The sequence below is a fragment of the Chitinophagales bacterium genome (genome assembly GCA_019638515.1).
Lineage (GTDB): Bacteria > Bacteroidota > Bacteroidia > Chitinophagales > LD1 > UBA7692.
This window is the reverse complement of record JAHBTS010000002.1, coordinates 615,805-641,147: the sequence shown is the minus strand read 5'-3', so window position 1 is coordinate 641,147 and position 25,343 is coordinate 615,805. Positions and strand designations below refer to the sequence as shown.

41 protein-coding genes are annotated in these 25,343 nt (G+C 40.0%); 34 read left to right on the top strand and 7 right to left on the bottom strand.

What is annotated here, in order from left to right:
* Nucleotides 1-1,417: 1,417 nt before the first annotated feature.
* Nucleotides 1,418-1,606: a transposase gene (locus KF872_06105; GenBank protein ID MBX2903115.1), complete on the top strand. Its 189-nt coding sequence runs from the start codon at nucleotides 1,418-1,420 to the stop codon at nucleotides 1,604-1,606.
* A gap of 864 nt (nucleotides 1,607-2,470) precedes the next feature.
* Here the strand turns inward: KF872_06105 and KF872_06100 are convergent.
* Entirely contained in the window at nucleotides 2,471-2,848 is a 378-nt protein-coding gene (locus tag KF872_06100; GenBank protein ID MBX2903114.1) for a hypothetical protein, read from the bottom strand.
* Between the two features lie 89 nt (nucleotides 2,849-2,937).
* Here KF872_06100 and KF872_06095 point away from each other — a divergent pair, with 89 nt between their 5' ends.
* From KF872_06095 to KF872_05985, 23 genes are all read left to right on the top strand, one after another.
* Nucleotides 2,938-3,147, top strand: coding sequence for a hypothetical protein (locus KF872_06095; GenBank protein ID MBX2903113.1), 210 nt, complete (start codon nucleotides 2,938-2,940; stop codon nucleotides 3,145-3,147).
* 17 nt (nucleotides 3,148-3,164) lie between these two features.
* Nucleotides 3,165-5,264: a hypothetical protein gene (locus tag KF872_06090; protein ID MBX2903112.1), complete on the top strand. Its 2,100-nt coding sequence runs from the start codon at nucleotides 3,165-3,167 to the stop codon at nucleotides 5,262-5,264.
* Nucleotides 5,265-5,283: 19 nt separating this feature from the next.
* Complete coding sequence (locus tag KF872_06085; protein ID MBX2903111.1) at nucleotides 5,284-6,204, top strand: ATP-binding protein; 921 nt, start codon at nucleotides 5,284-5,286, stop codon at nucleotides 6,202-6,204.
* The gene (locus KF872_06080; GenBank protein ID MBX2903110.1) at nucleotides 6,194-6,538 is read left to right on the top strand and encodes a hypothetical protein; all 345 of its coding nucleotides are present in this window, start codon (nucleotides 6,194-6,196) and stop codon (nucleotides 6,536-6,538) included. Before KF872_06085 ends, KF872_06080 begins: the two co-directional genes overlap by 11 nt.
* Nucleotides 6,539-6,584: 46 nt before the next feature.
* Nucleotides 6,585-6,953, top strand: coding sequence for a hypothetical protein (locus tag KF872_06075; GenBank protein ID MBX2903109.1), 369 nt, complete (start codon nucleotides 6,585-6,587; stop codon nucleotides 6,951-6,953).
* A complete protein-coding gene (locus KF872_06070) occupies nucleotides 6,946-7,569 on the top strand; it encodes a hypothetical protein (protein ID MBX2903108.1) in 624 nt (207 codons plus the stop codon). The genes KF872_06075 and KF872_06070 overlap by 8 nt, the downstream gene beginning before the upstream one ends.
* The gene (locus tag KF872_06065; GenBank protein ID MBX2903107.1) at nucleotides 7,566-7,790 is read left to right on the top strand and encodes a hypothetical protein; all 225 of its coding nucleotides are present in this window, start codon (nucleotides 7,566-7,568) and stop codon (nucleotides 7,788-7,790) included. Before KF872_06070 ends, KF872_06065 begins: the two co-directional genes overlap by 4 nt.
* Before the next feature lie 4 nt (nucleotides 7,791-7,794).
* Entirely contained in the window at nucleotides 7,795-8,097 is a 303-nt protein-coding gene (locus KF872_06060) for a hypothetical protein (GenBank protein ID MBX2903106.1), read from the top strand.
* The gene (locus KF872_06055) at nucleotides 8,094-8,504 is read left to right on the top strand and encodes a hypothetical protein (GenBank protein ID MBX2903105.1); all 411 of its coding nucleotides are present in this window, start codon (nucleotides 8,094-8,096) and stop codon (nucleotides 8,502-8,504) included. The genes KF872_06060 and KF872_06055 overlap by 4 nt, the downstream gene beginning before the upstream one ends.
* Before the next feature lie 18 nt (nucleotides 8,505-8,522).
* Nucleotides 8,523-8,960 (top strand): hypothetical protein, encoded by a 438-nt coding sequence (locus KF872_06050; protein ID MBX2903104.1) that lies wholly within the window; start codon nucleotides 8,523-8,525, stop codon nucleotides 8,958-8,960.
* The gene (locus KF872_06045) at nucleotides 8,950-9,153 is read left to right on the top strand and encodes a hypothetical protein (GenBank protein ID MBX2903103.1); all 204 of its coding nucleotides are present in this window, start codon (nucleotides 8,950-8,952) and stop codon (nucleotides 9,151-9,153) included. The genes KF872_06050 and KF872_06045 overlap by 11 nt, the downstream gene beginning before the upstream one ends.
* Before the next feature lie 12 nt (nucleotides 9,154-9,165).
* Entirely contained in the window at nucleotides 9,166-9,816 is a 651-nt protein-coding gene (locus KF872_06040; GenBank protein ID MBX2903102.1) for a DUF3164 family protein, read from the top strand.
* A complete protein-coding gene (locus KF872_06035; protein ID MBX2903101.1) occupies nucleotides 9,813-10,043 on the top strand; it encodes a hypothetical protein in 231 nt (76 codons plus the stop codon). The genes KF872_06040 and KF872_06035 overlap by 4 nt, the downstream gene beginning before the upstream one ends.
* 66 nt (nucleotides 10,044-10,109) lie before the next feature.
* Nucleotides 10,110-10,376 carry a hypothetical protein gene (locus KF872_06030; GenBank protein MBX2903100.1) on the top strand — a complete coding sequence of 89 codons (267 nt, stop codon included), beginning with the start codon at nucleotides 10,110-10,112 and terminating at the stop codon, nucleotides 10,374-10,376.
* 50 nt (nucleotides 10,377-10,426) lie between these two features.
* Nucleotides 10,427-11,227, top strand: coding sequence for a site-specific DNA-methyltransferase (locus KF872_06025; protein MBX2903099.1), 801 nt, complete (start codon nucleotides 10,427-10,429; stop codon nucleotides 11,225-11,227).
* 92 nt (nucleotides 11,228-11,319) lie between these two features.
* Nucleotides 11,320-11,559 (top strand): hypothetical protein, encoded by a 240-nt coding sequence (locus tag KF872_06020; protein ID MBX2903098.1) that lies wholly within the window; start codon nucleotides 11,320-11,322, stop codon nucleotides 11,557-11,559.
* A 167-nt stretch (nucleotides 11,560-11,726) separates the two neighbouring features.
* Nucleotides 11,727-12,020, top strand: a complete 294-nt coding sequence (locus KF872_06015) for a hypothetical protein (protein ID MBX2903097.1) — start codon at nucleotides 11,727-11,729, stop codon at nucleotides 12,018-12,020.
* A gap of 149 nt (nucleotides 12,021-12,169) precedes the next feature.
* Nucleotides 12,170-12,481, top strand: coding sequence for a hypothetical protein (locus KF872_06010; GenBank protein MBX2903096.1), 312 nt, complete (start codon nucleotides 12,170-12,172; stop codon nucleotides 12,479-12,481).
* Between the two features lie 66 nt (nucleotides 12,482-12,547).
* Entirely contained in the window at nucleotides 12,548-12,742 is a 195-nt protein-coding gene (locus tag KF872_06005) for a hypothetical protein (protein MBX2903095.1), read from the top strand.
* A gap of 160 nt (nucleotides 12,743-12,902) precedes the next feature.
* Entirely contained in the window at nucleotides 12,903-13,310 is a 408-nt protein-coding gene (locus tag KF872_06000; GenBank protein ID MBX2903094.1) for a hypothetical protein, read from the top strand.
* Nucleotides 13,311-13,404: 94 nt separating this feature from the next.
* Nucleotides 13,405-13,623: a hypothetical protein gene (locus KF872_05995; protein ID MBX2903093.1), complete on the top strand. Its 219-nt coding sequence runs from the start codon at nucleotides 13,405-13,407 to the stop codon at nucleotides 13,621-13,623.
* Nucleotides 13,616-13,912, top strand: a complete 297-nt coding sequence (locus tag KF872_05990) for a helix-turn-helix transcriptional regulator (protein ID MBX2903092.1) — start codon at nucleotides 13,616-13,618, stop codon at nucleotides 13,910-13,912. Before KF872_05995 ends, KF872_05990 begins: the two co-directional genes overlap by 8 nt.
* A gap of 44 nt (nucleotides 13,913-13,956) precedes the next feature.
* Nucleotides 13,957-14,436 (top strand): hypothetical protein, encoded by a 480-nt coding sequence (locus tag KF872_05985; protein ID MBX2903091.1) that lies wholly within the window; start codon nucleotides 13,957-13,959, stop codon nucleotides 14,434-14,436.
* Here KF872_05985 and KF872_05980 read toward each other — a convergent pair.
* Genes KF872_05980 through KF872_05955 form a run of 6 tightly spaced genes read right to left on the bottom strand, consistent with a single transcriptional unit; the run spans nucleotide 14,410 to nucleotide 19,094 of the window.
* The gene (locus KF872_05980) at nucleotides 14,410-15,153 is read right to left on the bottom strand and encodes a minor capsid protein (protein ID MBX2903090.1); all 744 of its coding nucleotides are present in this window, start codon (nucleotides 15,151-15,153) and stop codon (nucleotides 14,410-14,412) included. The genes KF872_05985 and KF872_05980 overlap by 27 nt on opposite strands.
* A gap of 41 nt (nucleotides 15,154-15,194) precedes the next feature.
* A complete protein-coding gene (locus KF872_05975; protein MBX2903089.1) occupies nucleotides 15,195-16,391 on the bottom strand; it encodes a DUF935 family protein in 1,197 nt (398 codons plus the stop codon).
* Between the two features lie 5 nt (nucleotides 16,392-16,396).
* Nucleotides 16,397-16,870: a hypothetical protein gene (locus KF872_05970; protein MBX2903088.1), complete on the bottom strand. Its 474-nt coding sequence runs from the start codon at nucleotides 16,868-16,870 to the stop codon at nucleotides 16,397-16,399.
* Nucleotides 16,867-17,298 (bottom strand): hypothetical protein, encoded by a 432-nt coding sequence (locus KF872_05965; protein MBX2903087.1) that lies wholly within the window; start codon nucleotides 17,296-17,298, stop codon nucleotides 16,867-16,869. Before KF872_05965 ends, KF872_05970 begins: the two co-directional genes overlap by 4 nt.
* 3 nt (nucleotides 17,299-17,301) lie before the next feature.
* Nucleotides 17,302-18,687 carry a terminase family protein gene (locus tag KF872_05960; protein ID MBX2903086.1) on the bottom strand — a complete coding sequence of 462 codons (1,386 nt, stop codon included), beginning with the start codon at nucleotides 18,685-18,687 and terminating at the stop codon, nucleotides 17,302-17,304.
* Nucleotides 18,688-18,689: 2 nt separating this feature from the next.
* Nucleotides 18,690-19,094 (bottom strand): hypothetical protein, encoded by a 405-nt coding sequence (locus KF872_05955; protein MBX2903085.1) that lies wholly within the window; start codon nucleotides 19,092-19,094, stop codon nucleotides 18,690-18,692.
* Between the two features lie 100 nt (nucleotides 19,095-19,194).
* On the opposite strand from KF872_05955, the gene KF872_05950 reads away from it, so the two are divergent.
* The 10 genes from KF872_05950 (at nucleotide 19,195) to KF872_05905 (ending at nucleotide 25,313) form a co-directional block, all read left to right on the top strand.
* The gene (locus tag KF872_05950) at nucleotides 19,195-20,121 is read left to right on the top strand and encodes a hypothetical protein (protein ID MBX2903084.1); all 927 of its coding nucleotides are present in this window, start codon (nucleotides 19,195-19,197) and stop codon (nucleotides 20,119-20,121) included.
* A gap of 28 nt (nucleotides 20,122-20,149) precedes the next feature.
* Nucleotides 20,150-21,094 carry a hypothetical protein gene (locus tag KF872_05945; GenBank protein ID MBX2903083.1) on the top strand — a complete coding sequence of 315 codons (945 nt, stop codon included), beginning with the start codon at nucleotides 20,150-20,152 and terminating at the stop codon, nucleotides 21,092-21,094.
* Nucleotides 21,095-21,162: 68 nt separating this feature from the next.
* On the top strand, nucleotides 21,163-21,585 hold the full coding sequence (locus KF872_05940) for a DUF1320 family protein (protein ID MBX2903082.1): 423 nt from the start codon (nucleotides 21,163-21,165) through the stop codon (nucleotides 21,583-21,585).
* Between the two features lie 17 nt (nucleotides 21,586-21,602).
* Complete coding sequence (locus KF872_05935) at nucleotides 21,603-22,142, top strand: hypothetical protein (GenBank protein ID MBX2903081.1); 540 nt, start codon at nucleotides 21,603-21,605, stop codon at nucleotides 22,140-22,142.
* Nucleotides 22,143-22,214: 72 nt separating this feature from the next.
* Nucleotides 22,215-22,409, top strand: a complete 195-nt coding sequence (locus tag KF872_05930; GenBank protein ID MBX2903080.1) for a hypothetical protein — start codon at nucleotides 22,215-22,217, stop codon at nucleotides 22,407-22,409.
* A gap of 18 nt (nucleotides 22,410-22,427) precedes the next feature.
* Nucleotides 22,428-23,075, top strand: a complete 648-nt coding sequence (locus KF872_05925; protein MBX2903079.1) for a hypothetical protein — start codon at nucleotides 22,428-22,430, stop codon at nucleotides 23,073-23,075.
* Nucleotides 23,068-23,280 (top strand): hypothetical protein, encoded by a 213-nt coding sequence (locus KF872_05920; GenBank protein MBX2903078.1) that lies wholly within the window; start codon nucleotides 23,068-23,070, stop codon nucleotides 23,278-23,280. The genes KF872_05925 and KF872_05920 overlap by 8 nt, the downstream gene beginning before the upstream one ends.
* Nucleotides 23,281-23,285: 5 nt before the next feature.
* Nucleotides 23,286-23,780, top strand: a complete 495-nt coding sequence (locus KF872_05915; protein ID MBX2903077.1) for a hypothetical protein — start codon at nucleotides 23,286-23,288, stop codon at nucleotides 23,778-23,780.
* On the top strand, nucleotides 23,752-24,063 hold the full coding sequence (locus KF872_05910; GenBank protein MBX2903076.1) for a GPW/gp25 family protein: 312 nt from the start codon (nucleotides 23,752-23,754) through the stop codon (nucleotides 24,061-24,063). Before KF872_05915 ends, KF872_05910 begins: the two co-directional genes overlap by 29 nt.
* Nucleotides 24,064-24,077: 14 nt before the next feature.
* Complete coding sequence (locus KF872_05905; protein MBX2903075.1) at nucleotides 24,078-25,313, top strand: phage tail sheath subtilisin-like domain-containing protein; 1,236 nt, start codon at nucleotides 24,078-24,080, stop codon at nucleotides 25,311-25,313.
* Nucleotides 25,314-25,343 lie beyond the last annotated feature (30 nt).

Below are 25,343 nucleotides of genomic sequence, written 5' to 3'. Positions count from 1 at the left end.
TTAGAAGTTAAGTATTAGGGTTGCATAAAATATTGCGTAGGCATAACTATCAGAAAGTTGTTGCAAACTCAATTTACAACGGGCTTTTCTTTTTGAAAAACTTTCGGATAGTTATGATATTAAGATATACTTTTTTACCACCCTTAACATTTTGCTATCTTTTTAGAATCTTGAGCCAAACCTCATTTTACATTGTGAAATGATTCAACTCTTTCTTTTTTTTACAAATATCATAGATGCCATGTCGTAATGAACGACCGTTACTTCGCGGGTCTTATTTTTCTTTTCTTTACTCCGGTATTAAACGTAATCAATCTATCAGTGCAACTATATCTATGATACTCACCTCTAACCTGAACCGTTAATGTAGCTTTTCTTGGTCTAAATTTATTTCTAACTTTCCGACAGTGCTTTGTTTGAGCATTTATGCTGCTATATGGTAAAACGAATGTGTTAATCACAATTAGCCTTGACCTCATTTGTAAGGATTTTCCGGAACCAAACTAAAATTCTTCAAAACTCTTTTCAATTGGCTTGCAACAATCAGATTTTTGTTCTTTAACTTCTTTTATATCAAACTCACAGTAAACCTTTTCTGATCTATAACTTGTTCCTTCCTTTTCAATCCAAACACATATTTTATACTTTCCGTCTTTCTTGAAATTCAGATATGTCCCGCCTGCGCTCGCATCTTGCGAATACAGGCGGAATCACTCGCATCAACTATGGCAGCAGCCACCATGCACGAGCCTGTGCGGGTTCTCCAACAGGAGTATCATTTATTTCTAAATCAGGCAGAAGTAGAATTTCTATCACGGAATACCAATACCAATGTGATTACAAATGCTTGTATAAGAATAAATACAAAATTCACGGGTTCAAAATTTGGAAAAATGTATGGAACCACTAAATTAAGAATTAGTAAACTTACAAGTAATTTTACAAACACAATCAGTGCTTTTTTCAACTTCTGATTCATAATATGATAATGTATAAAACTATTTCAATAATTTTACCTAAGCCCTCCAATATTTGGAGCTGTAGGCATGACGGGCGATACCAAACTGCCTGCTGCGCCCCATATTAGTCCTTGCCCTATTCTATGTCCAGAATTGTTTGAACTTAACCCACCAGACCAATTGTTCTAGCCCCTTATAAGGGGTACATGGTATGACAAAGTTCGGTTATTTTCTTTAAATTTTCTAATTTTGTCCCCTCCTAATATAACTTCATTAAGCAGGAGAGGATTTTTATCTTCCCTCTTTTTGAAGAAATTATTTTTATTAAATTCATCAATAAATTGTTGTGGTGTTTTATAGTTTGCAAGGTTCAAGTTGTAAACGCTCTTCATTATAACATTTCATAAATCGAGTAATCGCTGCTTTCATTTCATCAAAAAAATAGTAATCATTATACCATGAGGCGAGTGGTGGTGTATGATGCCAAAAACGACCGAACTATCGAACTCATCACCAATAATTTTGAATGGAGCGCCAACACCGTCAGCCAACTCTATAAACGCAGATGGAACATTGAGTTGTTCTTCAAAGCACTCAAACAAAACTTGCAGGTAAAAACCTTTACAGGCACAGCCACAATGCCGTAAAATCACAAATATACATCGCGCTGATTGGCTACCTGCTCTTAGAACTGCTGCGCAGAAACACCTGCAAGGCAAATCACGCCTTCTCCAACTTCACCGAAAAAATAAGAAACTGCTTGCCTTATTACCTTTCCTTAAATTATGTCTGCAACAGAATTTGTCAAGGAGCTAAGCCCATCACTCTAAAACCGCCAAACTTATTTTCCAACCAAAATCAACTGTCGCTCAATGTTGGCGATGCTTTCAGAACCCTTTTTGACTAATTTACCCCAAAAGTTCGGATAGCCATGAGTTAAAATTTATATTTGTTTTTAAATCGCTGCCATGAAAAATTTTACATCTCTAACATTGACTCTTTTTTTCGCTTTTACTATTAATACCAAAACGGAAAGTATATAGCGTAAATTGCCCGAAATGAAACAGTTACAAAAATTTGCCCAACACAATAGTTCCTGTTTTGGCATAATTTGAGCCATAAATAAGCCCAATACGGCTCATAACAAGCAAAAATAATCCCACAATGCACGCAAGGGTGTTTTATCTCCTTAAATCGAATGTTTTTAGCTAAAGTGTAAGAAATTATATACATTTTGTTTCTTACACTTTTCTTACACTTTTCTTACACTTTTGTGTAAGGTTTTTGCATACATTTTGTTTTCCAAATCTTACACTTTTGACGTTTTTAATACAAAATTTACCATAAAAAAACCACTTTTTGAACGTTTAAAAGTGATTTTTATAGGTTAAAAGCCTGTTTTTGCTGCTTTTTTTGTTAAAAAAATGGCTCAAAAAAAGAAAATAACCGCGTAAAACCTCACTTTTTGCTATTTAAAAGAGTGTGTAATATACATTTTGAATGTGCGGAAGTTAATCGTTGTTACTTGTTTGCCGGAAAGCTCTTTCCATTGCTTCGTACTCCTTAATTTTATTTTGTAAAAGTGTAATTAAGAGGTGTTGCCTTTCAATTATTTCATCTTTTAGTTCGTTTTCGGTTTTCTCGTGGCGCTCAATTTTGCCCGGATTGGCGTGATATTTTTCTTGCTCCTCCTTAACTATGGAAACTTTATTTTCCAGCCCAAAAACATCTTTAAATAAAAGGGTAAAACTTCTACTTATAGGCTCGTTGCCTAAGTGTCGATTGAAGTTTTGTCGTGTCATGTTCATTTTACGCGAAGCATCAGTAATGCTAATGCCCAGCTCTTTTAGTCTGTTATGAATAATCTCTTTGGTCAGTAAATTTTCCATGTTAGCAATTATGTGGATAATTTATTTTCCATTTGTTTTGAAAATGTAAACAAAACGTTCCATGTTTGCAATAAAATTTAATGCAAGATATGACAATTTTAGAAATCAAAGAAAATATAGTAAGGGAAGACAAAATGATGTGCGCAATAAAATGCGAAACGGCAGAAACAACGATAAACGATATGCTTGCCGGAAGGCGCAACAGGGAAACAGAGTTGGGCAGAAAGATAATGGCTGAACTTGAACGTTTGGCGCGAATAAATATTTCGGCAAAAAAACAAAAGCAATTAGTGGCTTAATTTTTAAAAGGAAAGATATGGTAAGTACTATAATAGAGCGAAGTGGAGGCAATAGAACGCTGTGGCTGCACAGTAGTTTTGTGCAGGACAAGCTAATGCTTGACAATAATAAAATATATGTGTATAAGAGCAGATGGAAAGCCAAAAAAATAGAGGGTAACTGGTACTTTAATTATGATGAGATACCAAACAGAGCGCCAAACTTTTATCGCGATATGTTGCCGGGTGTTGCGGATTTGCTTGGCTTCGATAAGCCCAAAGAAGCCGTTTCGGAGAGGTTGGGCGATAGACTATCGCTTCATGTTGCGCAAAAAGTAGATACAGCAGACGTAGCTTATTACGTGAAAACACACAGCGTTTCTCCCGAAACAGCTTTGCAGCTTGCGGAGGCGAAGGCGTGGTTAGATACTTTGCTTGTTTTAACCAAAACGAACGAAAAAATACTGCTTGGTTTTGAGAAGATAAAAGATGTGTACGCTGCTGCCATATCTGTTCTTTCGCAAAAGAAGCTAAAAGGGCTAAAAGTAACCAACGAGCTAAGCCTTAGGCGTAAAGTTGCGGAGTATGCGCAAGTGTTGCCCGAGCTGCGCATAAGATACTTTGTGCATGGTCAGGCAAATAATCAAAATGCAGCTATTATCGGCAAAATCAAAATATATCACCCCGAAACAGGCGAAGAAATGTACTTCGATGTTCATTTGGCTTTAATTTACTCGCTGTACCTCAATACAGGTTTCGGGAATAAATTATTTAAAACAACAATATATAAAGAATACGAAGCCGAAATTCTTGAAAATGGCTTGCAGCCGCTTAGTTACAGCAGCCTTTGCAAGCGTACACATCAATTTAACATTCGCTCGTTAATGAGCGTGGAGCGTGATGGCAATAAGCATTTCAATGATAATTATCTTCCTTATGTATCTGCCGAGCGTTTGCAGCTTAGCAATACAATGTGGGGTGGCGATGGTAGCAGCACAAAGTTGCTATACAAAACCGATGCAGGTACAGTAAGGTCGCTTATGTGTTACCGCGTTGCCGATATAGCGAGCAGAAAGGTGCTTGGTTGGCACTTTTACGAAGGCGGCAAGGCACAACGTGGCGAAAGCGCAGAAACGATTTTAAAAGCCTTAAAAATGGCTTACAAAAACGCTGGTGTATTTGCTTGCGAATTTATTACGGATAACGGAGGTGGGCATGGCGAAGCCGAATTTAAAACTGCGGCAAAAATGTTGTTTCAAAAGCATACTACTATAACGCCCGGCAATTCGCAAGAAAACCCGACTGAAAATATCATAAAATCAATGAATAATTTTGGCAGAACCTACCGAAACTGGGGCGGTTCAAGTTGGGGGGCAAACGATGCCGCCAATTTGCCAAATTACGACAATATAAACGTGTCGGAGTTGCCCGACAAAGAAAGTGCTTACCTGCAAGCCTTGCAGTGGATAGAAGGTTACAACAATACAAAAGGTGCAGACGGATTAACTCCAAACGAAAGATACGAGATAAACAAGAATAACCGTGCGAAAGCTATAACTGAAACCACCTATCGCTTTGTTTTTGGCAACAAAACAAGGGTAGATGTAAGCTATATGCGCGGATTTGTGAATGTTGAATTTAGAGGTGTAAAACTGCAATACACCATACCAAATTACAACGTAATTATTGATGAAATAGCCAAGAAAACAGGGTATAAAGGCACTATGGACGTTGCTATTTATTTCGATGAAGCCGCAGCCGATTTGTATTCATTGGATAACCAGTACATAGTTAGTTGCCCGATTACGCAAAAAGCACACAAGAGCGAGTATGAAGCCTTTAATGGTAGTTGGGCTAACCATAGAGATTTAAAAGAAAGAAAAAGCGAATTTAAAGAGCGTGCAGAAGGTTTAATAAATGCAGTTGCACAGTCTATGGAAGCCGCTCGATACGAACTTCTTGCCAAACAAAAGAGCGTGGTAAAAGATGACTGGGAAGAAGTAAATACAAGCCAGTTGCCCATGAACCGAACAGAAAGTAACGAAGCTGCCGAAGAAGCTAAAGAAGTTTCACCCAAAAATAAAGGCGAAATGAGTATAGAAGAGCTTGCAGAGCATCAAATGTATTTTGGAATGTAAACAAAAAAATCTCAATAAAATGTTCACAGAAAACGAAAAACAAACAATAGCGCAACAACTTTTAAAAGAAGCAGAAAATAGCCACTTCTCGCCATCTCGCTACGCTACTTCGGTAGGGTTAAAAGCTGCCGATTTAAGCAATATTAAAAACAGAAATTACGAGAAACAGCCGTTTTTAATTGGCGATGCCAAATGGATTAAAATAGCTCGCATAGTTGGCTTTAGTAGGCGCAACGAAATGGACTGGAAGGTTGCTCGAACACAAACGTTTAAATACCTGGTAAGCCAGTTCATGGTAACGCAGCGAGATAGCTTATCTTCTATGCTGGTAGATGATGCCGGAATAGGAAAGAGCATGGCAGCAAAGTGGTTTGTAAAAAACAACAAATATGCCTTCCGTATTGATTGCAGCGACCACAACAACAAATCTTCTTTAATCCGCGCAATAGCTCAAACCGTTGGCGTTGGCAGCGATGGAAAACTAAATGACCTGCTAAGCGATTCTATTTACGCACTCCAACAAATGGAACTGCCGATTTTAATCTTTGATGAAGCCGGAGATTTAGAAGATAAAGCATACCTTATTTTAAAACGTCTGTACAACGCATTGGAAGGCTCTTGTGGCTTTTATCTAATAGGTGCAGATGGAATGAAAAGAAAAATAAAATCGGGCGTAGCAACCGGAAGGTTAGGATTTGTGGAAGTGTTTAGCCGCTTCCGCAGAAACTTTAAAAAAGTAACGCCCGATTTACTTGACGAAAAGGTAACTTTCTACAAACAGCAAGCAATAGATATAGCTACGGCAAACGGGCTAAACAACGAAGAGGCGCAAGCCATTGCAAAGATGCTTACACGCAATGGGAAATTAAACGATATGCGATTTGTTGAAGATGCTATAAAAGGATTTTTAAAACGCAAAAAAAACAGCAATGGAAACTAAAGTTTACACGCTTCCGCAGCCTGAATTAGGCTGGATTGCAACTGCCAAAAAACGACACGGAGCGGTTGTGGATTATTTGCAAAAAACCTTTGGAGTAAACAAAGATAAATGGCACGAACTGCGATTTGAATACATGTGCAGATATGCCGAAATGCACAGTAGTAATTATCATTTGCTTATTGCCGATGAACAGTTTCGTGTATCGTTTTTGTTTCAGTGGGCTAAGCACGATTTCGCTTTAGCCGATAACCGAATAACAGGCGATTACAAAGTACTCAAAGAGGAGGTACTTTTCGATAAAGATATAGAGCGATTTATTTTTTCACACATATAGTAAAAAAACCATGAACATAACAACCCACCAAAAAAGCGTGATACACATGCTTCTTAAAAAAGCAGATGCAGTTTCAAATAAAAAAGATATGGTGTACAGCGTGAGCGATGGCAGAACCGAAAGCACGTGCGACCTCACATTTGTTGAAGCAAATGTACTTATCGAAAGACTAAAGAACATTGTTGGAAATAAAGATGCAGAGTTAGATGCTAAGCGAAAGCGTCTTATAGCAATGGCTTTCAGCATGGGAGGTGATGTGAATTTTGCTAAAAAATGGTGTGAAAAATACGGCACAGGAGGCACAAAGAAAAAGTTCAACGAGTACACAAGCAAAGAGCTTAGCGCCCTTATTGCAAAATTTCAAAAAGTAAAAAAACACACTCTAAACAAAATAGTAACCCTCGGAAATGATTAAAGCGATTTCGCCAAGCCGGCTTTCAAAATCAAAGTTCAAAGAGTTCGATTTTACAGGGGCTTTTTTGGATTCTTTCGGCAAACCGGAAATGAAAAGCAGGTGGCTCATTTATGGTTATTCGGGCGAAGGAAAAACAGAATTATCTATGCAACTATTTAAGTATTTCACGCAATTTGGGAAAGCTGTTTTTTACAGCAAAGAGCAAGGTTACAGCAGCTCGCTTAGGGAGTGTGTGGTGCGCAACTGCATTGGCGATTTACACGCCAAAACAGCTAAAATAATTGTAGGCGGAGCGTTTGCCGATTTGGTTTCTTTTTTAAAGAAAAATAAGAGCGTAGCTACTGTAATTATAGATAGTGTGGATTACTTAGAATTGACCATAGAGCAGTACAAGCTGCTTATTGAAACTTTTCCGAAAAAAGCATTTGTGTTTGTGGCTTGGAAAGACGGCAAACGCCCCAAAAATGCAGCCGCAAGAGCAATGGAGTACATGGTAGATATAAAGATTGAAGTAAAGCACTTTGTGGCATTTCCGCGCAGCAGATATGGCGGCAATTTGCCTTTTGTAATTTGGGAAGAAGGCGCAAAAAAACATCACGCATTTTTAAATATATGAACGAAACCCAACAACTTCTTAAAGACTTTTTAGGCGAAGAAAAGTTTTTTGAAATGCAAAAAAAATTCGGAGGCATAAGCATATATGTTTCTCGCCCGGGCGAAGATGCCGTATTGCATTACTACAAGAAAGGACTTTCGCCACGCATGGTAGCCATGCAGCTAAACGTTACTGAATCCTTTGTTTACAAAGTAATTAAAACCTATTTAAAAACCTCTTAAAACGATGAAAAAAGTAAAGTTAAAACTAACGTTCGATGAACTGCAATGCTTTGTAAATGTGTGTCAAATTATCGGCAATTTACAAACTGCATCAGACCTTGAGAAAGCCACAATAGCGCAGCTATGGTACAGGCTTCAATCGCGCGTTCATTTTGCATTTAAAAAGTCCAAAACGGTAGCGCTTACCGTTGCCGAAGGCATTGCCGTGTGCAACGTATCGGGCAAAGTGTCTTCCGACTTTTTTGGCGGATTTGCCCTTGCAGTTATGGTAACTATTTATTCAGAAATAAAAAAACAAATAGCATGAGCAATTACGTAATTACATCAAACAAATTTGAAGGTGCTTTTTACCTCGCTTACGGCAATGGCTGGCTTGTAAAGTTAGACCTCACAGAGGCTAATCTAAGCAAAGAGCAACACGCTTACGTGCTTGGCAATCTTCCTTTAAAAGAAAACGAATTAAAAGCATTTGCAGCCACTGCAAAGCTGCAATGCAAGGAGCAAATAACCCAAGTAACCTTTGAAGTTTTTTACAACGCCTACGGCTATAAAGAAGGCAGAAAGAAAGCCGAAAACGCTTGGAATAAATTAAGCAAAGCCGAGCAAATAAAGGCTTACCAATACATATCTGTATTAAAGGCAAAAAAGGCTTTTAGTAACGAAAATTTACCGTATCCGGCAACATATCTTAACCAACAACGCTGGAGCGATTAAAACCAAAAACAAATAGTTATGAAATACGAAATTACCACACACCAAAGTGCCTCTATTACCGCAGTACTGGCAAATGCTGAAACAAAAATATCGGAGATATTGCAGCAGCCTGTGCAAGTGCTGCTTACCTCGCCCAAAGTAGAAATTGGCGTTGGTTCGCTCGATGACTTGCTTTACCGCGTAGCAGAGGTTGTTTACAGCATTACAGGCATCACGCGCGTGGAGCTTTTGGGTAAAAGCAGAAACGGCAATACTCCCATAGTTCGCAACATAGTTTACAAAGTACTGTACGAAAGTAAAATAGAACCATCGTACAAACAGGTTGGCAGGTTGTTTCTGCGCGACCACAGCACGGTTCTTAGTGGCGTAAAATCAGCCAACAACTGCATACACACAAGCGAAGTATATCGCAATTTATATCACTCAATTTTAAAGCAAATACAGCATGACAAATGAACAACTAAATGAGCTACTCACCGAGCGTGAGAAACTAAAAATTAAACTTCGGAAACAAGAGGCGTTACTGCCGCCTATTGTACGCGATGCAGTACACAAGCCCGGTGCCATAGATTACGCACTTATGCTATACGAGTTGGATCAGCTTAATTATAGAATATACGATGTAGAGAAACAAATTTCAAAACCATAAAAAACAAACAAAATGAAAAACAATGTAGATTTATCAACGGTTACAACCGAAGAGTTGGAAGCAATTTTAAAGCAAAAAAAAGCGCAAGAAATTGAAGCTGCCGCACAAAAAAGAGCGCAGTACGAGCAAGAAAGAGATTACTTAATTACTATGCTTGGCTTTCAGGCAAACGAGGCGTGGGGCGTACTTCGTGAACTCAAATGCGAAGCTATGCTTAGGCTTAAAGAGTTTCGCTCACAAATGCTTGAGTATGGCGATTTAAAAGGAGGCGAGAAAAACAAAGGAAACTTTCAAATCGAAAACGAAGCATTTAAAATTTCGTTTTCCAGCCAAGTTAAAAAAACGTTTGATGAGCGAAGCCAAACAGCCGAAGAGCATTTAAAGTTGTTTTTAAACGGCTTCGTAAAAAAGCGCGACCAAAAGCTGCATAAGTTCATTATGGGGCTGCTCGAAAGAAACAAGAAAACAGGCGAATTGGATATCGACAATATCAATCGTTTATACTCTATGGAAACCGATTTTGATGATGAAAATTGGCGCAAAGCAATAGAGCTATTTAAGGAAAGCTATAACCCCACAGAAACAAGCGAATACGTGCGTATTTACCGCAAAACAGAAAGTGGAGGTTGGGATTTAATTAACCTAAACTTTAGCAGCTTATGAGAACCTTAAAATTAACACCCGAAGAAATAGCGTTTATTCAAAGGGCTTTGGGCATCGCAGAAATGAAGTTTAATGAAATGAGGAAGAATTATCTTGAACAAACAGTAAATGTTCGCGGAGTAGATAACCTAACCGAAGCAAGAAAGGAAGCAGATATTATGCTTGCGATGGAAAATGAATGTTGCGATTTATTGCTTTCGATAAAAAAAGGTGAACGAGATGTTTGAAGAAGTGGGTAAAACGTTTCGGGTGTTTATGCTGTGCTTTTTAAAAAAGGTACAAAAATTTTTAAAATGAATATAGTAGAAAAGTGCGCAAAAAAAATAAAAATGATAAGCGAATTATTAGAAGCAACAATTACAGAATTAATGGATTCAAGGTTTGAAATTACAGAGTTTCAATTAGGCAAAACACCTTACGAAATATTAAAATTAGAAGCCGAACAAATTGCAGATTTCAAAGTGGATATTGCAAAAGTCAATTCATTTAAAAATATTCCTGTCAGTCTGCATAATTCTGATGATGCAGTTATGTATTGTTTAAAATTAAAAACCAAATAACGGTTTGGGTATTGCCGAAGGCAGGGATTTACAGCACAAAAGTAACATAGATGCAGAAAGTTGAATTACATACCAAAGTTTGTTCGGAGCAGGTCAGCCCTGCTTTTGGCAATACCTTGTTAGCACCAGTGCCTTTATCGGTGGTGTTCAATGAGGATTGTATGGTGGGGTTAAAACGCTTTCCTGATGGCTATTTTGATTTAGCAATTTGCGATATTCCTTATGGTATAAATGTGGGTAAAATGGCATACCTGAGGGAAACGAAAACCACAGTAAAGCAAAAGAACGGAACAAGGCTAAACGGCAATAAGAACAAGGAAGTTTATACTCAAAAGGATTGGGATAAAGAACCGCCAACACAGGAATACTTTGACGAACTGAAACGAGTAAGTAAGGAGCAAATAATTTTTGGTATTGAATACGTGAACTGGCAAATGGTAGGAACTGGCAGAATAAAGTGGAATAAAGGCGTTGCTGAAGGATTGAGTTTTAAGAAGTATGAACTTGCTTATTGCTCAATGATTGATGAAGAAATTGAATTGCCTTTATTGTGGGCTGGGATGTGCCAAGCTAAGAGCCTAAGCGAACCAATGACACAGCAAGGCAATAAGCAACTAAACGAAAAGCGAATACACCCTTGCCATAAACCTACTTTGTTGTACCAAAAATTAATTGCGGATTATGGATTTGAAGGATGCAAAATACTTGATACCCACGTTGGCGGTGGTAGCAGTAGGATTGCAGCAAAAAAAGCAAATTGCGAATATGTGGGGTTTGAAATTGACCCTGAATATTGGCACAAACAAGAAAAGCGTTTTAACATCTATGTCAGTCAGCTCACTTTATGGTAGGGTGTCCGCTGGCATTGGTGCTAACGTCCCGACAGCTTTGTGCAGTTTGGGGATAGAAAGTACAAATGTTTAATTTATAAATTAAGTTCAAAATGGAAAATAAAGTTCAGGTTAGCAATTCAGCCCAAATTGCACAAAACTGTTTGTTACCAGAAGTGCCTTTGTCAGACACTGAATTGGTAGCAAAATGTTCGGAATGGATTTCTAAATTATGTGAGAGTGGTGGCAAGGCTTGGTCTTTGCGTGTGCCAGTAGATTTTAAACACGACCCAGACGTTTTGTTCAGTGAACTTATTAAAAGGTTTGAAGCAAGCCGTAAGCGTGTCGGATAGGCATTTCTGGTAACGTTTCCGAGCATTGGCGAAGAAGCCGAATTTTAGTACAAAATTAAAATAGAAATACAAATGTTTAACCAAGCACAACAGTTCAATGATAGCACTTCAACGGCTTTTTTGCCAATGCTATGTTATGTGCCGTTTTTATTCAAAATTTCAAAATTATGATGTTACCAAGTGAGTGGTTAGAAAGAGCAACCACATTTGATTTAGGTACTTGTATTTTTTACAACCGCCCTATAAAAATAGAAGCAAGAGACCAAATTGACGGGAATAGATTATGGGTTCTCAAAATGCACGAGTGGGTTTTAGGAAAGGATGGTAAATTCCATTATGAACCAATACCGTCAAGTAGAACAGACAAATTTATAAAAAACACAAGGTTTGACAGTCCGAATGAAGCACACTCATTTTGGGTTGAAAACATTACGAAAGAAGAACCGCTGTATGTGTCTTAAAATGGCACATAACGGTACAATGCTTTGCGAAGAAGGGGATTTATTGCACTTCGCTTGGCATACTTACAAAAGTTGATTTATAAACAAATGCTGACTTACATCCGTCTGCCCCTTTTTTGCAAAGCAGATGTTAGCAGCAGCCTTTTAGTATGGGATATTCATTTTATATAGCAAGTAAAGAAAAGCCGATTAGTCAAAATGATTTTGATACGGCAATGGTCAATTTGTCAAAGTTTAGTAAACAAGGTTTAGCAGGTTTGCCTGTATGCGATGTTTACTTTGATAACCCGAATTACATTAGAGTAAGTGGCTCTTTTGGTGTTAGTGGTCAATATGCAGAAGGGTTTGTATTGAACCTTGTAATGTGTCTGCTTGATTTAGATTACAAACCAAAGGTATTGTCACACGACTGGGAATATGGCACTAAAGAAGATTTTGAATGGTTAGATAGCGTCCGTTAAGGTTGCTGCTAACTCCCAAATATGCGAAACAAAACACCATAGTATTAACTGCATAATGCCTGTATAATGCCAAACAAAGCCAAAATAACTGTAGAAGTTCCTTTGTACTTAAAGGAGTGGATAGATAATCACGATATATCGCAAAACGCCCTTGTGGTTATGGCGCTGCGTAGATTATACAGAGAAGACACCACAAACACACCACCGGAGCTGATGAAGGCACTACTACAAGAACTAAGCAACCATAAGCTACCATTTTAATTCTTTGGCGCAAAACAAGCATTTGCGCCACTTTCTTTTCTTCACCATAAATTTAATTGTTAAAAAACAACCTAAGTTTAATTTTTAACAATTAACCACTTGACAATATCAAAATTGATATTACTTTTGCATTATCATTTAAAACAAAAAACAACACAAAATGAAAACGCAAATTTCAAACCTCAGAAGCGGAACTAAGAACCAAATTCTAAACCCACAGATTGATTACGCAACATTGCCAAATGCTACATCACACGTTGGCTATAGTGGAAGTAATCGTAATGATGTTGATCAAGTTTGGGAGCAAATAATAGCTGAGAACCCCGAAACAATGAAAGTAGTTGTAAAGGGCATTGAAGTGGATTTGAAAGCTCATTGGAGTGTGTCGCGAAAATCTGTAAGTTACTTTGGAACTCTTTCAAAGGAAGATTTGGAAGATAAATTTTATTTTAAAGCATCAAAAAAAGAAACGCCATCAATTTCCGTTCAAAACGGGAATATTATTATAGTTTCTAATGGCAAAAATAGCTTTACACACATTTGCCCATCTTTAATTGAGATTTTATGAGGTTACAACTGGAAATGTGGCTGGTGAAATACCAGCCACATTAAAACATAAAAAACAACCCAAGTTTAATTATTAACCAACAAAATCAAACCAAATGAGTGAAATAATAATCAAACAAGCATTGGAAGGCTACACAAGAATTTCGTACAGAGGCGAAGAAATAGCTAAGCATCATTTATCTCCTACCACAGATGGTACTCGAGAAGCTTTTGAAATACCGGAAGAACAAAGTGTAGTTTCTTGGATTATGGAGAATTTTGCCGAAGAAATAAAAGCTATTGACGAAGCCAAAAGCAACGAAAGCAATGAATGATATTTCCAATCCAAAAGTTCAAATTCAACGCCAAGCGTTATGTAGCTACCTCCACAGGGTAGCTACATCGCGTAATATCACACACTCGCAAATAGCCGATAAAACAGGGCTTTTGCAGCCAAACGTAAGCCGAATGTTATCAGCCAAAAATTCACTTTCTTTAGATAACTTCTTAAAGCTGTGCGATGCCGTTGGCGTTCATGTTTTTGTAATAGATAAAGAAAAAGTTAGCTCGGATTTTGCAAAAACATTGCACAGTTACAGCAGCCAATCCGGCAATAAAGGTTAATGTTTTAATTTCAATTTTAATTCAATTTAAAACCAATTTTAAAAATGAAAACTACGGTAATTATAGCAGCAACACTATTGCTGCTTGCGGCTTGCTCGGAGCAGGCGGCAAACATGCGCAAAATGCAGCAGGTGCAACGCCAGTATATTTTGGATAGGGCATTTAAGGGAGATGGCGAAATAGATATTCAAGAACTAAAATCTTTAGAGGTAATTGCCAGTAACTATAATTATGTGGACACTTTGAGGGCTTCTGCCATACTTACCACAGGCAGCAAGTATATGGAGCTTTACAAAACTACCTCCAACAGCCGCTACTTAGATTCTGTGCAAGAATATTACCGAAAAGCCCGGCTTGCAGTTATTTTCCCCGAAATAGACCCAAAACCTGCTTTGCTTTACCGATACTTCATAAAGGCTTCTATATACGAAGGTGCAGGCGCAAGCCGCAAATTTTTGCGCAATTATATGGATACTTGCGTAGTGCCATTCACCACATCACTTGAGCGTATTGATATTGACTAAAAGTTCCTTCGCGGCATTTAGCAGCAAAGTCTTTGTTTTCGGCTCGGCTTCTTCGGCTCGGCTTTTTATCCATTTCACGAAATTTTTTTGTTTATTGCCTATAAACTCGCTGTTTTGCAAAGGCTCGTTTATGTTTTGCTTTTCGGAAACAAAATAATTCGGGTTTATTCGCTCGGCTTGCAAAGCTGTGAGCGGTATGGCTGTGCATCTGCAATTAAAGCCTATTGGAGGGTAAAACCTTTGGTCGCCTGTTTTAAATATTTTACCGTGCAGTGCCGCGTGGCTCGGGCGTGTAACGCTATCCATAATCGCGCTATATTGCCAATACGGAAAGTCATCAGATACTTCTATCATTTTGGCTTGCTGTGCAGCGCCAAACGCCAATGCCTGATTGGTTTCAAAGGTGGTTTTTAGCTTGCCTTTAAATGCCGCCAATTTTTTGGGCAAAGCCTTCAAAAAATCTTTCTTGGTAAGTCCGTTTTTTAACGCCTCTTCGAGCGACTTCTTTATGTTTAGTCGCAGCTTTTCATCTTCCACAACTGCCGTTGTAAACGATTGAAATTTAAGCCATTTCGCAGCATCAATGTTGCCGCTTTTTAGCTGCAAAGTATTAAAAGGCTTTCCGTGCTTTTTTTCGGAAAACGAAATATTGCGTTTTAAGGCTTTTAAAACACTTTCCTGCCCTTGTGTCCAACTATGCCACAAAGCCTCGTACAAGAGGCTGCTAAGCCCGCCTATGAAGGCGATAGACGGGCTTTCTACTTTGGGAAGAAGTTGTCGAAAAGCGTATCTAAATCACGGGAAGAAAACTCCGCATTACCCGGCAATGCCGAAATTGGATTTCCTATTTCAAATTCGCTTGGCGAGTAGCCTCTGTTTACGAAGAACTCTTTGGTAGGTTTTAAGCCCATTTGGAAGTAGATATTATCAACTTCGGCTTCTTCTTTAGTTACGCTTCGCGGACTGGTTAAATTAAGCCCTATATCTTCCAATAAAGAGCCGTTTATAGAAGCGATAAATTGGTTTATTTGCTCAAAGCAATCGCGCACCAAATTTACACCTTGAGCCAAAGCATCTTCGCGAATGTTAAAGCCTGTATTGCTGCTGCTGTAGCCGCCTTTGCCTTGCACCTGCATCATTAAGTCTGTGCCAAACCAAAGGTGTTCTATTTTGCGCAAAAACATTTCATCTATATTACCGTAAAGCTCGCTGGAGGAGGTTCTGCCTTTATACTCTATTGCCTCTACTTGTGAGCCTTGCGGCAAGGTTGCAACGCTGTTTTTTTTGAGCGTCAAAAGCGAGTTGAGCATTTCTGATTTTTCGGCAGGCGTGGCATCGGGATTGTAGTAGCCAACCCATTTATCAGCGCCATCGTATTCGCTTAAAGTGATAATACTTTCGTAGTTGCCGTTTAAGCCTACTGCTATCCAGTAAGCAATATCCAGCAGCGCAATACCGTAAGGCGAATTATCGCTTGCTTCGTTTTTTACCCAAATAAATTTATTTGGATAATCGGCTTGTATATCTATGCCTTCGGGTCCTGCATGTTTGGCTAAATAGCGCAATTCGCCTTTAGTGCCTATTGCAAATCTTTCGGGCTTGCAAAGTTTAAATTTGGTAGGCACGGTTTTGCCTTCCACAATATCGTAAGCAGTAATCTCTATAACCGCATAGCCGTAATCGCGAGCGCTCACTACCCAGCGAATTAACTCTCTAAAGTTTATGCCTTTGGTGCTTATGTATTTTTGAAAGAAATTGCTTGTAGATGTAACCGCCATGCCGCTTATAGCATCTTTGTAATTCTGCGAACGGCTAAATATATCATGCTGTTTTGCTACCTTGTGGTAAAGCTCTACCGTTGCCGATTTTGAACTTAAAACCGCAGATGGATTAGGCAATACTTTTAGTGCGCTATTTATGTTTTCGGCAGTAATTATTTTTTCTTGTTTTGGCATAAATTTTATTTTGAAAGTTTATTCATTCGTCTTGTAAAGGCATCGGTTACAAACCTCATAATATCAGGCACATCGCTGTTTCTAATGGTAAAAATCGGGCGGTGTGGCGCGGTGGACTTGCCTCTGTTCTCGAACTGGTGATATTTGGCATAGTCCATTGCCGTTAAATAGATAGTATCGCCTTTGCCTAATTCGTAGCTAATGGAGTTGCGCAGTACACCACTCATTACACCTTTTTGTTTTGCGCCAATAAGCGGCAGCGAAAAGCCTTTTTTGGCAACGGTTTTAGGGCTTAAAAGCGCATAGCTTGCAATGCCATCGGGCGAACCTTCGTTTATATTTCGCTTGCCTCCGCTTGCGAGTAGTTGCCCCACGGCTCTGCGCAACCTCGTTTCTTCTATAAACGAGGGCAGTTGCCGCTGCATAGTTCGCAGCTTTAGCCAGTCGCTTTCGTTAAACTGTACACTTATACCGCTCATGGCTTCACAATTAAAATATCGTTTAATCCAGTCCAACGGCAATCTAAGTGTACCCAAGTTGGCGCAAAATCTTGATGCTCCAGCGTGGTAAGTCCAAGCTGCATGTATCGTTCTTTGTGCTGCATTATCCATTCGCGCACCTCGTTTGCGTGAATGCCTGAAATAATAGTATCGGAAGCTCTGCCATGCCTGTGCTGGCTGTTTTTGCCTCCGATAATACTTGTAGGCGGTCGGTAGCCGCAGTATTGGCGTGTGCCTTTCACACTCCAATTATTGATAATTACGGCTCGATTAAAATCCTTCTTTAGCTCTGCGTTTATCCTCACAATACGTTCATCAATAAACCACCAAGAATTAACGCCATATCTATCGAAGATTTCTTTTGGCACAAACTCGGTTGCAAAGAAACCATGTTGAATTGCTTCCATAACTTAACTTTTAAAATCTTTTGAAAATCCTTTTAAACTGTATTTAAAATGCTCTTGCAAATTGCTGCTTGGTGTGCCAACTTCAAATTTTACAAAGGGCATAATTGCCCATGCTTCGGCTGCTAATGCTGCTGCCCAAAAGTAGTCGGCATGGCTTCCGGTATCGGCATCAGTATCTGCAATAAGCCTAATGTTGCCACCGCTTGTAGTGCTTTGTTTTACGCTGCTAAAATCTTCTTTTATGGCGTTATCGTTTGGCAAACCGAAAGCGTTATCTTCCATTAGTTTTTTAACTCTAAAACCTAACGCCTCTTTGTTTGCTTGCGTAAGCGTAACACCTTCTATACGTGCAGTGCCAAATGTTTTTTGAAGATAATCGGTAAGACCAATACCCATGCCCGTTTTATCCGTACAAACGCGGTGCAGGTTTGGCAGTTGCTTAATCAGCTTGCTTATTTCCCTTTCTTGTGTTGGAAAGTCAATGTTTTGCAGGGTTAAAATATACCGCACGGTTAGCGCGTTTTTGTTTGTTTGCTCTGCAATCCAAAACACCGTAAGGTTTTTAAAACGTCCAACGTCAATGCCGCCATACAGGCTTCGGCACTTCTTTAACTCTTCCAAAGAAAGCAGCGTATTTCGGGCGTTTAGCTCAATTATAGAGTACGGAATAAAAGACGCGGCATCTTCTGCCGGAACGCAGCAAAACTGCTGCTGCCACACTTGCTCATCGGCAACCGTTTCGCGCAGATTATCTAACCAGTTTTGGCGTTGTTTTGGTGTTAGCTTTTTGCCTTCAACCTTATCTGCCAAGCCTTGCGCAACGGCATCGTGTATAGAAGTTTTAAAGTGCTTCCACTTTAATTTGCCTTCGTGTATGCGGCTTATGAAGCCTTTAAACATTGACTTATTGCCGTTGTGCGTACTAATTATGCGCATTGGTCGCCCCCAAATTAATGCGGCTGGCGATGCTGCTTCCCACACATCAAATTCGCTATCTCTACGTGCAAATTCATCTAAGATTATTTTGCCGTTTTTGCCGTGAAGCTGCTCAGGATTAGAACTAACAGCAGTTATGCGTTTGCCGTTTGTAAACTCAATGCAGTAAATAGTTGTATCGCTCACAAAGTCGTGGCTTGTAAGGTCGTTTACAACCATTTGCAAGGTTTCTGCAAAACGCTTGCAATACCTTATGTATTCACGCGCATTGCTATCGCTGTTTGAGGAGAACCAAACATCGTAAAGTGCGTTAATCCCTGCATCTTCCACATCTTCAAAAGCCTGTGTGCGGCTAATGCCCACCTGCCTCGATTTCTCGTAAATTTTTATTTGCGATTTATCTTTTAAATAGGCAACCTGATAGGGCAAAAAGCCAAATTTTGAGTAATTCATAATTAGCTAAATGCTTGTTTTATGGCGGCTTTGGTAATCTCTTTTAAATCGGGTTTCTGCTGCTGCTCTTCGGCTTCTTTTTCCTTTTGTTTATCGAAGTCTTTCGCGGCTTTTAGTTCGCGCACAAGTCCGCGATAGGCTTGCAATGCCGGAATACTCGGCATTTCTTTTTTTGCTAATTGTTCGCTTAATAATTCGCCTAAGCTCTTGGTTACATACTCCGCTTGCAGCAATGTTGTTTTCTGGTTGGTGAGTACATCTTTTTTTATTGCAAACCAATTAAACTCCTTCGCCCATTTGCGTATGGTTTTATCGCTCACAGGAATTATTTCACTAATTTCCACAAACGTTTTATGCTCATAAATATATAGCCTCTTCGCCTGCTCCAAATAATCTCCTCTACTCATGTATGTGCGCTTTTTCCGTGCAAAATAAAATCATTGGCAGGGGTTTATTTTTTCAGCGTATTGATTAAAAAGCGCCACGCGCAACGCTTTTTTTTGCAGCATGAAATTTCGTTTATTTACGGCAGGCACGCACAACGGCTTAACCTTCTCTAACGAAGATGTGGCTGCAATACACACAGCTACCGTTGGTGCCGGCAAATTGCCCTTTGTAATCGGGCATCCTAAAAACGATTTGCCAATAGTTGGCTGGTTGCCAAAATCTGCAATTTCTATTTACGAAGAAAACGGCAAAAAAAGCATTGGTTTTAATAGAAGCGATGCCGAATTTAGTGCAGAATCCATAGAGGCATTAAAAGCTACTAAACAAGATAAAATTTCTGTTCGCTTGCTGCAAGGAGCAATTACGCACATCGGGCTTGTGCGCACGGCAGCCGTTGCTGAAAATAACTTTCAAAATTTTTCAGCCGAAGAAAAAAGCGGCATTGTTTGCTTTGGCGACAATATAAATTTTGAAGCCGAAACCGAAACCCCTGCTTGGTTTGAGAAGTTTAAGAGTTTAATTTTTTCCAACATAAAAAAAGAAACACCAATGAGTGAAGATTTAAAAAAGTTGCAGCAGCAATTAGATGCTGCCAATGCTCAAATTGCTGAATTTCAGAAAAAAGAAGAAGACAGCAAAGCTAATGCAGAGTTAGCCGCGTTAAAGCAAAAAGTTGCCGATTTCGAGAAAAAAGAAACGGAGGCTTTACAAGCTAAACTTAAAACCAAAGTAGAAGCATTAAAGCTATCGGCAGAAGATGCTAAAGCCAAAATGGACTTTGGCACAAACCTAATTAAAAGCAATGTGGATTTGGCTAAAACTTGGATTGCCGAGTTAAAACCTGCTGCACCTGCTGCCAACGTAAAGCAAGGCAGCGTAACCGATGCAGATGATGCTGCATTTGCAGCTAAGCCAAAAGACGTTTACAAAGCTGCTGAAGAGGAAGCCCGCAAACGTTTTGAAAGCATTAAAAAACAAAACGCATAAATTTTTAAACCAAATAAAATTTTAAAAAGTGAACATAAGACAAATAGCATCGGGGAATGCCAACACGGCATTGTTGCTTGAACGCATGTTGCGTTACTCGCCATTACTTGATTTATATGTGGAGTTCTTTCAAGGAAGTGGCGATGCTACTTCGCAACGTAAAGAGCAAGACGGTGTAAGTGCCGAAGCGCGTGCGTTGGATAGCCCATACACAGGCGAAGTATTATCGCCTTCCTACTTCACAAGCGGCAGAAAGCTAATTGGTGAAGAAATAAAGGTGGACGTGGCTCGCGAGCTGATGGGCAGTGATATACCAAGCGAGTTTACTGCACAATTAAGCAGATTAGCTCCGGGATTGGCAAACATTTTTAACGACACGCTTGTGAATGGCGATTCAGCCATTACGCCAACCCAATTTAACGGTTTAAAAAAGCTATCCACAGGCGGGCAAATAATTACCGCAGCAGCCAATGGCTTAGAAGTAATTCTTGGCAATAGCGATAACGCAAGAGCATCGCAGCAAGAGTTTTTGGAGCGTTTAGATGAGGTAATTGCTACCTGCAAAGGCATAAACAAAGTAGTTATTTTGAATGGCAAGGCATTGAGCCGTTTAAATACGATTGCTCGTGAGTATATCCAATACACCGACACTACTTTTGGAAAGAAAATTCCTGTGTATAATGGTGTGCCATTGGTAGATATTGAAGCAAACGGACAAACAGTATTGCCGTTTAACGAAACGGTAGGTACTTCTGCCGATACTTGCAGCCTTTATGTGGCTTCTTTTGAAGAGCGTGCAGGCTTTAGCTTCTTTACCACACGCGAAGGCTTAAAGGCTTACGATATGGTGCAGCAATCGAATTTCTACAAGTCGCATGTAGATTTCATTTTGGATTCTGCACTTTACCGCGACAAAGCCGTGGCAAGACTAAAAGGCTTAAAATTTGCGGCATACGTGCCTCCGGTTGAGTAGGTAATATATCGCATAGTGCCGGGTTTTTTTGGGAGGATTTTCCCGGCACTTTTTTTAAAAAAATAACCATGCAGTATCTATCGCAAGAAGAACTTAATTCTATACTTACGGAGCGTGATTTATTTGACCTTACGGACAATAAAGATGCTACCGAGCAAGCAGCTTTGTTGCTTGCAGTAAACGAAGATGCTGTTGGCTTAATACACGGTTATTTGCGCGGCAGATATGTACTGCCTGTTGCCTCGCCCGATTTGTTCTTTAAAGGCATTGTAAAAGACGTAATGAAGTACATGCTGTACAAACGCAGAGATGCTTTAAATGTGCCGGACACCTTGCTAAAGCTGCACGCGCAAACTTTGGCGCTGCTTAAAGATATACAAAGAGGCGTAATTGTGCTTGATGCCGACAAGGTAGAAACCACAAGCGGCAACAACGGAGGAAATCAAATTCTTTTTGGAGATCGAACAACTTTTAAAACAAACATTTTTTAAACCAACTTAAAAACGAAATGAAAAACTTTTTAACCGCAATTTTAATTGCATTTACGGCACTTGCCGCGCAAACAACAAACGCGCAAACGCAGGTCGAAAAGCCCGAGCAGGTAGTGGTAGCAATGCCTCACCAAGATTATGAACTTACAACCGTTGGCGAAATTCTTAACACCACCAAAGTGGCAACGTTTGCCGATAGCCTGCAAGTTGTTGCAAAATCGGTGAGCGACCCGGAGTTCAAGAGCTTGCTGCTGCAAGCTGCGCAAGCGGTAAACCAAAAGCCGTTATCCTCTTCACCGGAAAGCTGGATAAGTTGGATAGGCGCACTGGTGCTTACACTTGGAGCAGCGATAGGCTATTTAATAAGGGCATTGAAGCCATTAGGCAAAATACTGGCAGTGGTGTTGCTATTCCCGGCTTTGGCTCAATCGTGTGTTACTTGTGCATTCACAAGCGATTACAGCCAACAAAGCGATAGTGTGAAAGGTTGCGTAGAGTGCTATGGCGTAAGCAAGGCTCTAAAGGTGCAACCGCGATTTTTTAAGCTACAAAATTAACTCATAATACAAACACCGATAAGCGCGAAAGCATGGTGGCGAAAGCTGCCATGCAAGTAGCACCAAACAGCCATGAGCGCAACACAAACAATAGTAGTAGATACTGTAATGTACGGATTAACCAGCGTGGGCGTGAGCGCCACACCGGCAGTAACAAGCAGCGACCCTTTGGTGCAAATAGTTAGTATAGTATGCACAATGCTCGTTGCCGTTGCCAACATAACATTTGGCTATTTAATGCTTAAAAGTAAACGAAATAAAAATTAAAAAAAACGAAGAAAAAACATGAAAAAGGCATTGTACTTAATAGTGTGTGTAGTGTGCGCAATGCAAGCATCTGCGCAGTTTTACTACAACATGAAACCCTATAAATACTACTACCCCGATACCATACGGTTTAAAGGCGTGCGCGTAGAGAACCACTTGGAGCTTAGCAAGCTGCCTGTAAGCGGCAGCGATAGTGTGCTAACTATAAACAACGGCATAGTTGGCAAAAAGAAGCTAAATGCAAATGCAAATGCAGATACTGCCGCCATTAAAATCTACTCCAAAATGGTAACTGTGGATAGTGCGCAAATAGCTAACTGGTCGGATTACACAGGTTATGTTTTGGCACTAGACACTGCTCCCTATGGCTTTCATTATGATGTTTTCTCTGTATATGGGGTGAGAATTGGTGGAGTGACCGATACAGTTGGTTATATGGCGCTCGTTACCGGAGATACTGTATCAATAGGGCGTGGGGTCATCTGCTTTTCATCTCCCCTGAATGTGGACGAACCTAATTTTGTGTTTGAACGACTAGAAAATGGTATTGATATTTCTTACAGGAAAGGACCCCTGTATTTATCAGACGGGGAGGCTGTTTGGGAAGTACCTTCCGGCACGTATTTTAAAGTTTACATAATCTACGCATTGGTAAGAGATGAATAAACGAAGTGCAAAGTGGTATTACACAAGGTTTGTAAACGCCATGATATTGATTATAGTGCCTGCAACAGGAAGTGCAGTAGCGGCAATACCTGCCGATGTACTTAGCGATAAATGGAAGGTGCTGGCAGGCATTGCGGTGAGTTGGTTGGTGGCAACGCTTAAAGGCTTGCAGTATGTAATTGGAGAAACACAAGAAGCTAAATAAAAGATATGCAAGAAGTTTGGGAGCAAGAATTGATAAATGCCATTTCCGCAGCCACTCCGTGGTGTGGAGTGTTGCCTTATCCCGAGCGACCGGAGCAATATTTTTTAAAACACCAAGTGGGCGAAGTGCTGGTGCGTTACGAACGTACAAAATACAGCGAGGGCGATGCTGAGCAAGTGTTTCAACCGAGCGATGTGCAGATGGAGTTAATACTGGTGTTTAGGCGTTTGCGCGGCAAAGAGGCAGGAGCGCAAGGCTTATACTACACCACTACCGAGCTTCGCAATGCCTTGTATGGCGAAAGGCTAACCAATGCCACAAGCGGCATACAGTTTGTGCAAGAAGATATGCTTGGTGAGCATAACGGTGTTTGGCAGTATGGCATTAAATTAGGATTTAAAAGCATTTTGGTAAAAGGAGCAGAAAGCGAGTACCCTGCACCAACCGAATTAGATTTAACCTTAGAGCAGCATGAATATAATTTTAGCGGCACAGAATGATGAAAGTATTGCGCAGTGCATACGCACCATATTGCTTACCAATAAAGGCGATGTGCCTTTTTTGCCGAGCATGGGCGTTGGCTCGCACTTGCTGCTCGATAAGAGTTTAGATAAAATGGCTATGGCACTCGAAATAACTAACCAAATAAACACTTACGAGCCTCGCGTAAATGTGAAGCAAGTATTGTTTATGCCAACCGATACAGTTGGCAGCGTGCGGATAGCAATTAAATACAACAATAAAATTACGGGCATTGATGCCGCTTATTTTCATAATAACTAAAAAAAATAAAAGCTATGAGCTACTTACACGGAGTAGAAATTAAACAAAAAGACACGCTAAAGATTTTCCGCAACAGCGAAACATCATTAGTGGCATTGGTGGGTGTTGCTGCCGAAGGCGATAATGAGCTAACACTCGTTACCAATTTGGAGCAGGCAGAAGCAAAGTATGGCTTAGACCTTCCCGGTACAACGATTTTAAACGCTTTAAAATCGCTGTATAAAGACGGCAACGCTCCGGTAATAGTACTAAACGTGGCAGATGCCACAGACCAGTCTGATATGCTCGATGGCACTGCTGTGGGCGTAGAATCAAACAAGTACTACACCGAAATAAACGAGGAATCGCTCGGAGCTTTGGGTAACTCTTTAAGCGGCTTAGAAGCCAAACTAATTGCGGGTATTGAGTTGCTAAAAACAGCCGAAGCCAAATTTGGCATGAAGCCGAATTTCATAATTGCACCCGGCTACTCGCAAGTGCTAAGCATTGGTGCTAAAATGCGCTCCGTAGCCGCAACGCTAAAGGCAAAGGCGCTTATTGATATTTACGCGGCAAGTGTGGTAGATGCGATTATTTCGCGCAATACCAATTACAGTTACAGCGATAAGCGTGTAATACTTTGCTTTCCAAACATGTTGGTGCTTAACGAAGATTTTGGCGTAGATGTGCAAGCTCCTTTGAGCCAGTTGCTGGCTGCCGAATTTATTGCCACACACGAAGATGTTGGCTTTTGGCAAAGTCCGAGCAACCGCGAACTTACCAACGTAAAAGGCTCTGCAGTAGCTATTATTGGCAGCCTTACAGATAGCGGAGCAGATAACCAACTTTTGAACGCCAAGGGCATTGTAACTATTTTTAAAACGCAAGGCAACGGCACACGCCTGTGGGGCAACTGGACGGCTGCTTTCCCAACTGATGCGAGCCTAAAAGGCATGATTGCAGCTTCTATTGTGGAAGATGTGATAGAAGAAACCATACAACGAGAATCGCTTAGCTTTATGGATAAAAACATTGGCTATGCTGCGCTTGATTTTATAGTTGCCAGCGTGCAGAACTACTTTAACACCATGAAAGCGCAGGGTGCTATTTTGGACGCTAACATTTGGTACGAAAAAGCGAAAAACCCGATTGCCAATGTGCAAGCAGGGCAGTTTGTTTTCTCTTACGATTTCTGCGCCCACCCAAGTTTAGACAGGCTTACTTACGAAAGCTATTTAAACGTGCAGTATTTGGAGCAATTATTTCAATAAATTTTTAAAACGTTTTTAAAATAAAAAAAG

Coding starts and splice junctions, on each gene's coding strand:
- KF872_06105 (MBX2903115.1), top strand. CDS start 1,418: ATGAGGCGAGTGGTGGTGTATGATGCCAAAAACGACCGAACTATCGAA.
- KF872_06100 (MBX2903114.1), bottom strand. CDS start 2,848: ATGGAAAATTTACTGACCAAAGAGATTATTCATAACAGACTAAAAGAG.
- KF872_06095 (MBX2903113.1), top strand. CDS start 2,938: ATGACAATTTTAGAAATCAAAGAAAATATAGTAAGGGAAGACAAAATG.
- KF872_06090 (MBX2903112.1), top strand. CDS start 3,165: ATGGTAAGTACTATAATAGAGCGAAGTGGAGGCAATAGAACGCTGTGG.
- KF872_06085 (MBX2903111.1), top strand. CDS start 5,284: ATGTTCACAGAAAACGAAAAACAAACAATAGCGCAACAACTTTTAAAA.
- KF872_06080 (MBX2903110.1), top strand. CDS start 6,194: ATGGAAACTAAAGTTTACACGCTTCCGCAGCCTGAATTAGGCTGGATT.
- KF872_06075 (MBX2903109.1), top strand. CDS start 6,585: ATGCTTCTTAAAAAAGCAGATGCAGTTTCAAATAAAAAAGATATGGTG.
- KF872_06070 (MBX2903108.1), top strand. CDS start 6,946: ATGATTAAAGCGATTTCGCCAAGCCGGCTTTCAAAATCAAAGTTCAAA.
- KF872_06065 (MBX2903107.1), top strand. CDS start 7,566: ATGAACGAAACCCAACAACTTCTTAAAGACTTTTTAGGCGAAGAAAAG.
- KF872_06060 (MBX2903106.1), top strand. CDS start 7,795: ATGAAAAAAGTAAAGTTAAAACTAACGTTCGATGAACTGCAATGCTTT.
- KF872_06055 (MBX2903105.1), top strand. CDS start 8,094: ATGAGCAATTACGTAATTACATCAAACAAATTTGAAGGTGCTTTTTAC.
- KF872_06050 (MBX2903104.1), top strand. CDS start 8,523: ATGAAATACGAAATTACCACACACCAAAGTGCCTCTATTACCGCAGTA.
- KF872_06045 (MBX2903103.1), top strand. CDS start 8,950: ATGACAAATGAACAACTAAATGAGCTACTCACCGAGCGTGAGAAACTA.
- KF872_06040 (MBX2903102.1), top strand. CDS start 9,166: ATGAAAAACAATGTAGATTTATCAACGGTTACAACCGAAGAGTTGGAA.
- KF872_06035 (MBX2903101.1), top strand. CDS start 9,813: ATGAGAACCTTAAAATTAACACCCGAAGAAATAGCGTTTATTCAAAGG.
- KF872_06030 (MBX2903100.1), top strand. CDS start 10,110: ATGAATATAGTAGAAAAGTGCGCAAAAAAAATAAAAATGATAAGCGAA.
- KF872_06025 (MBX2903099.1), top strand. CDS start 10,427: ATGCAGAAAGTTGAATTACATACCAAAGTTTGTTCGGAGCAGGTCAGC.
- KF872_06020 (MBX2903098.1), top strand. CDS start 11,320: ATGGAAAATAAAGTTCAGGTTAGCAATTCAGCCCAAATTGCACAAAAC.
- KF872_06015 (MBX2903097.1), top strand. CDS start 11,727: ATGATGTTACCAAGTGAGTGGTTAGAAAGAGCAACCACATTTGATTTA.
- KF872_06010 (MBX2903096.1), top strand. CDS start 12,170: ATGGGATATTCATTTTATATAGCAAGTAAAGAAAAGCCGATTAGTCAA.
- KF872_06005 (MBX2903095.1), top strand. CDS start 12,548: ATGCCAAACAAAGCCAAAATAACTGTAGAAGTTCCTTTGTACTTAAAG.
- KF872_06000 (MBX2903094.1), top strand. CDS start 12,903: ATGAAAACGCAAATTTCAAACCTCAGAAGCGGAACTAAGAACCAAATT.
- KF872_05995 (MBX2903093.1), top strand. CDS start 13,405: ATGAGTGAAATAATAATCAAACAAGCATTGGAAGGCTACACAAGAATT.
- KF872_05990 (MBX2903092.1), top strand. CDS start 13,616: ATGAATGATATTTCCAATCCAAAAGTTCAAATTCAACGCCAAGCGTTA.
- KF872_05985 (MBX2903091.1), top strand. CDS start 13,957: ATGAAAACTACGGTAATTATAGCAGCAACACTATTGCTGCTTGCGGCT.
- KF872_05975 (MBX2903089.1), bottom strand. CDS start 16,391: ATGCCAAAACAAGAAAAAATAATTACTGCCGAAAACATAAATAGCGCA.
- KF872_05970 (MBX2903088.1), bottom strand. CDS start 16,870: ATGAGCGGTATAAGTGTACAGTTTAACGAAAGCGACTGGCTAAAGCTG.
- KF872_05965 (MBX2903087.1), bottom strand. CDS start 17,298: ATGGAAGCAATTCAACATGGTTTCTTTGCAACCGAGTTTGTGCCAAAA.
- KF872_05960 (MBX2903086.1), bottom strand. CDS start 18,687: ATGAATTACTCAAAATTTGGCTTTTTGCCCTATCAGGTTGCCTATTTA.
- KF872_05955 (MBX2903085.1), bottom strand. CDS start 19,094: ATGAGTAGAGGAGATTATTTGGAGCAGGCGAAGAGGCTATATATTTAT.
- KF872_05950 (MBX2903084.1), top strand. CDS start 19,195: ATGAAATTTCGTTTATTTACGGCAGGCACGCACAACGGCTTAACCTTC.
- KF872_05940 (MBX2903082.1), top strand. CDS start 21,163: ATGCAGTATCTATCGCAAGAAGAACTTAATTCTATACTTACGGAGCGT.
- KF872_05935 (MBX2903081.1), top strand. CDS start 21,603: ATGAAAAACTTTTTAACCGCAATTTTAATTGCATTTACGGCACTTGCC.
- KF872_05930 (MBX2903080.1), top strand. CDS start 22,215: ATGAGCGCAACACAAACAATAGTAGTAGATACTGTAATGTACGGATTA.
- KF872_05925 (MBX2903079.1), top strand. CDS start 22,428: ATGAAAAAGGCATTGTACTTAATAGTGTGTGTAGTGTGCGCAATGCAA.
- KF872_05920 (MBX2903078.1), top strand. CDS start 23,068: ATGAATAAACGAAGTGCAAAGTGGTATTACACAAGGTTTGTAAACGCC.
- KF872_05915 (MBX2903077.1), top strand. CDS start 23,286: ATGCAAGAAGTTTGGGAGCAAGAATTGATAAATGCCATTTCCGCAGCC.
- KF872_05910 (MBX2903076.1), top strand. CDS start 23,752: ATGAATATAATTTTAGCGGCACAGAATGATGAAAGTATTGCGCAGTGC.
- KF872_05905 (MBX2903075.1), top strand. CDS start 24,078: ATGAGCTACTTACACGGAGTAGAAATTAAACAAAAAGACACGCTAAAG.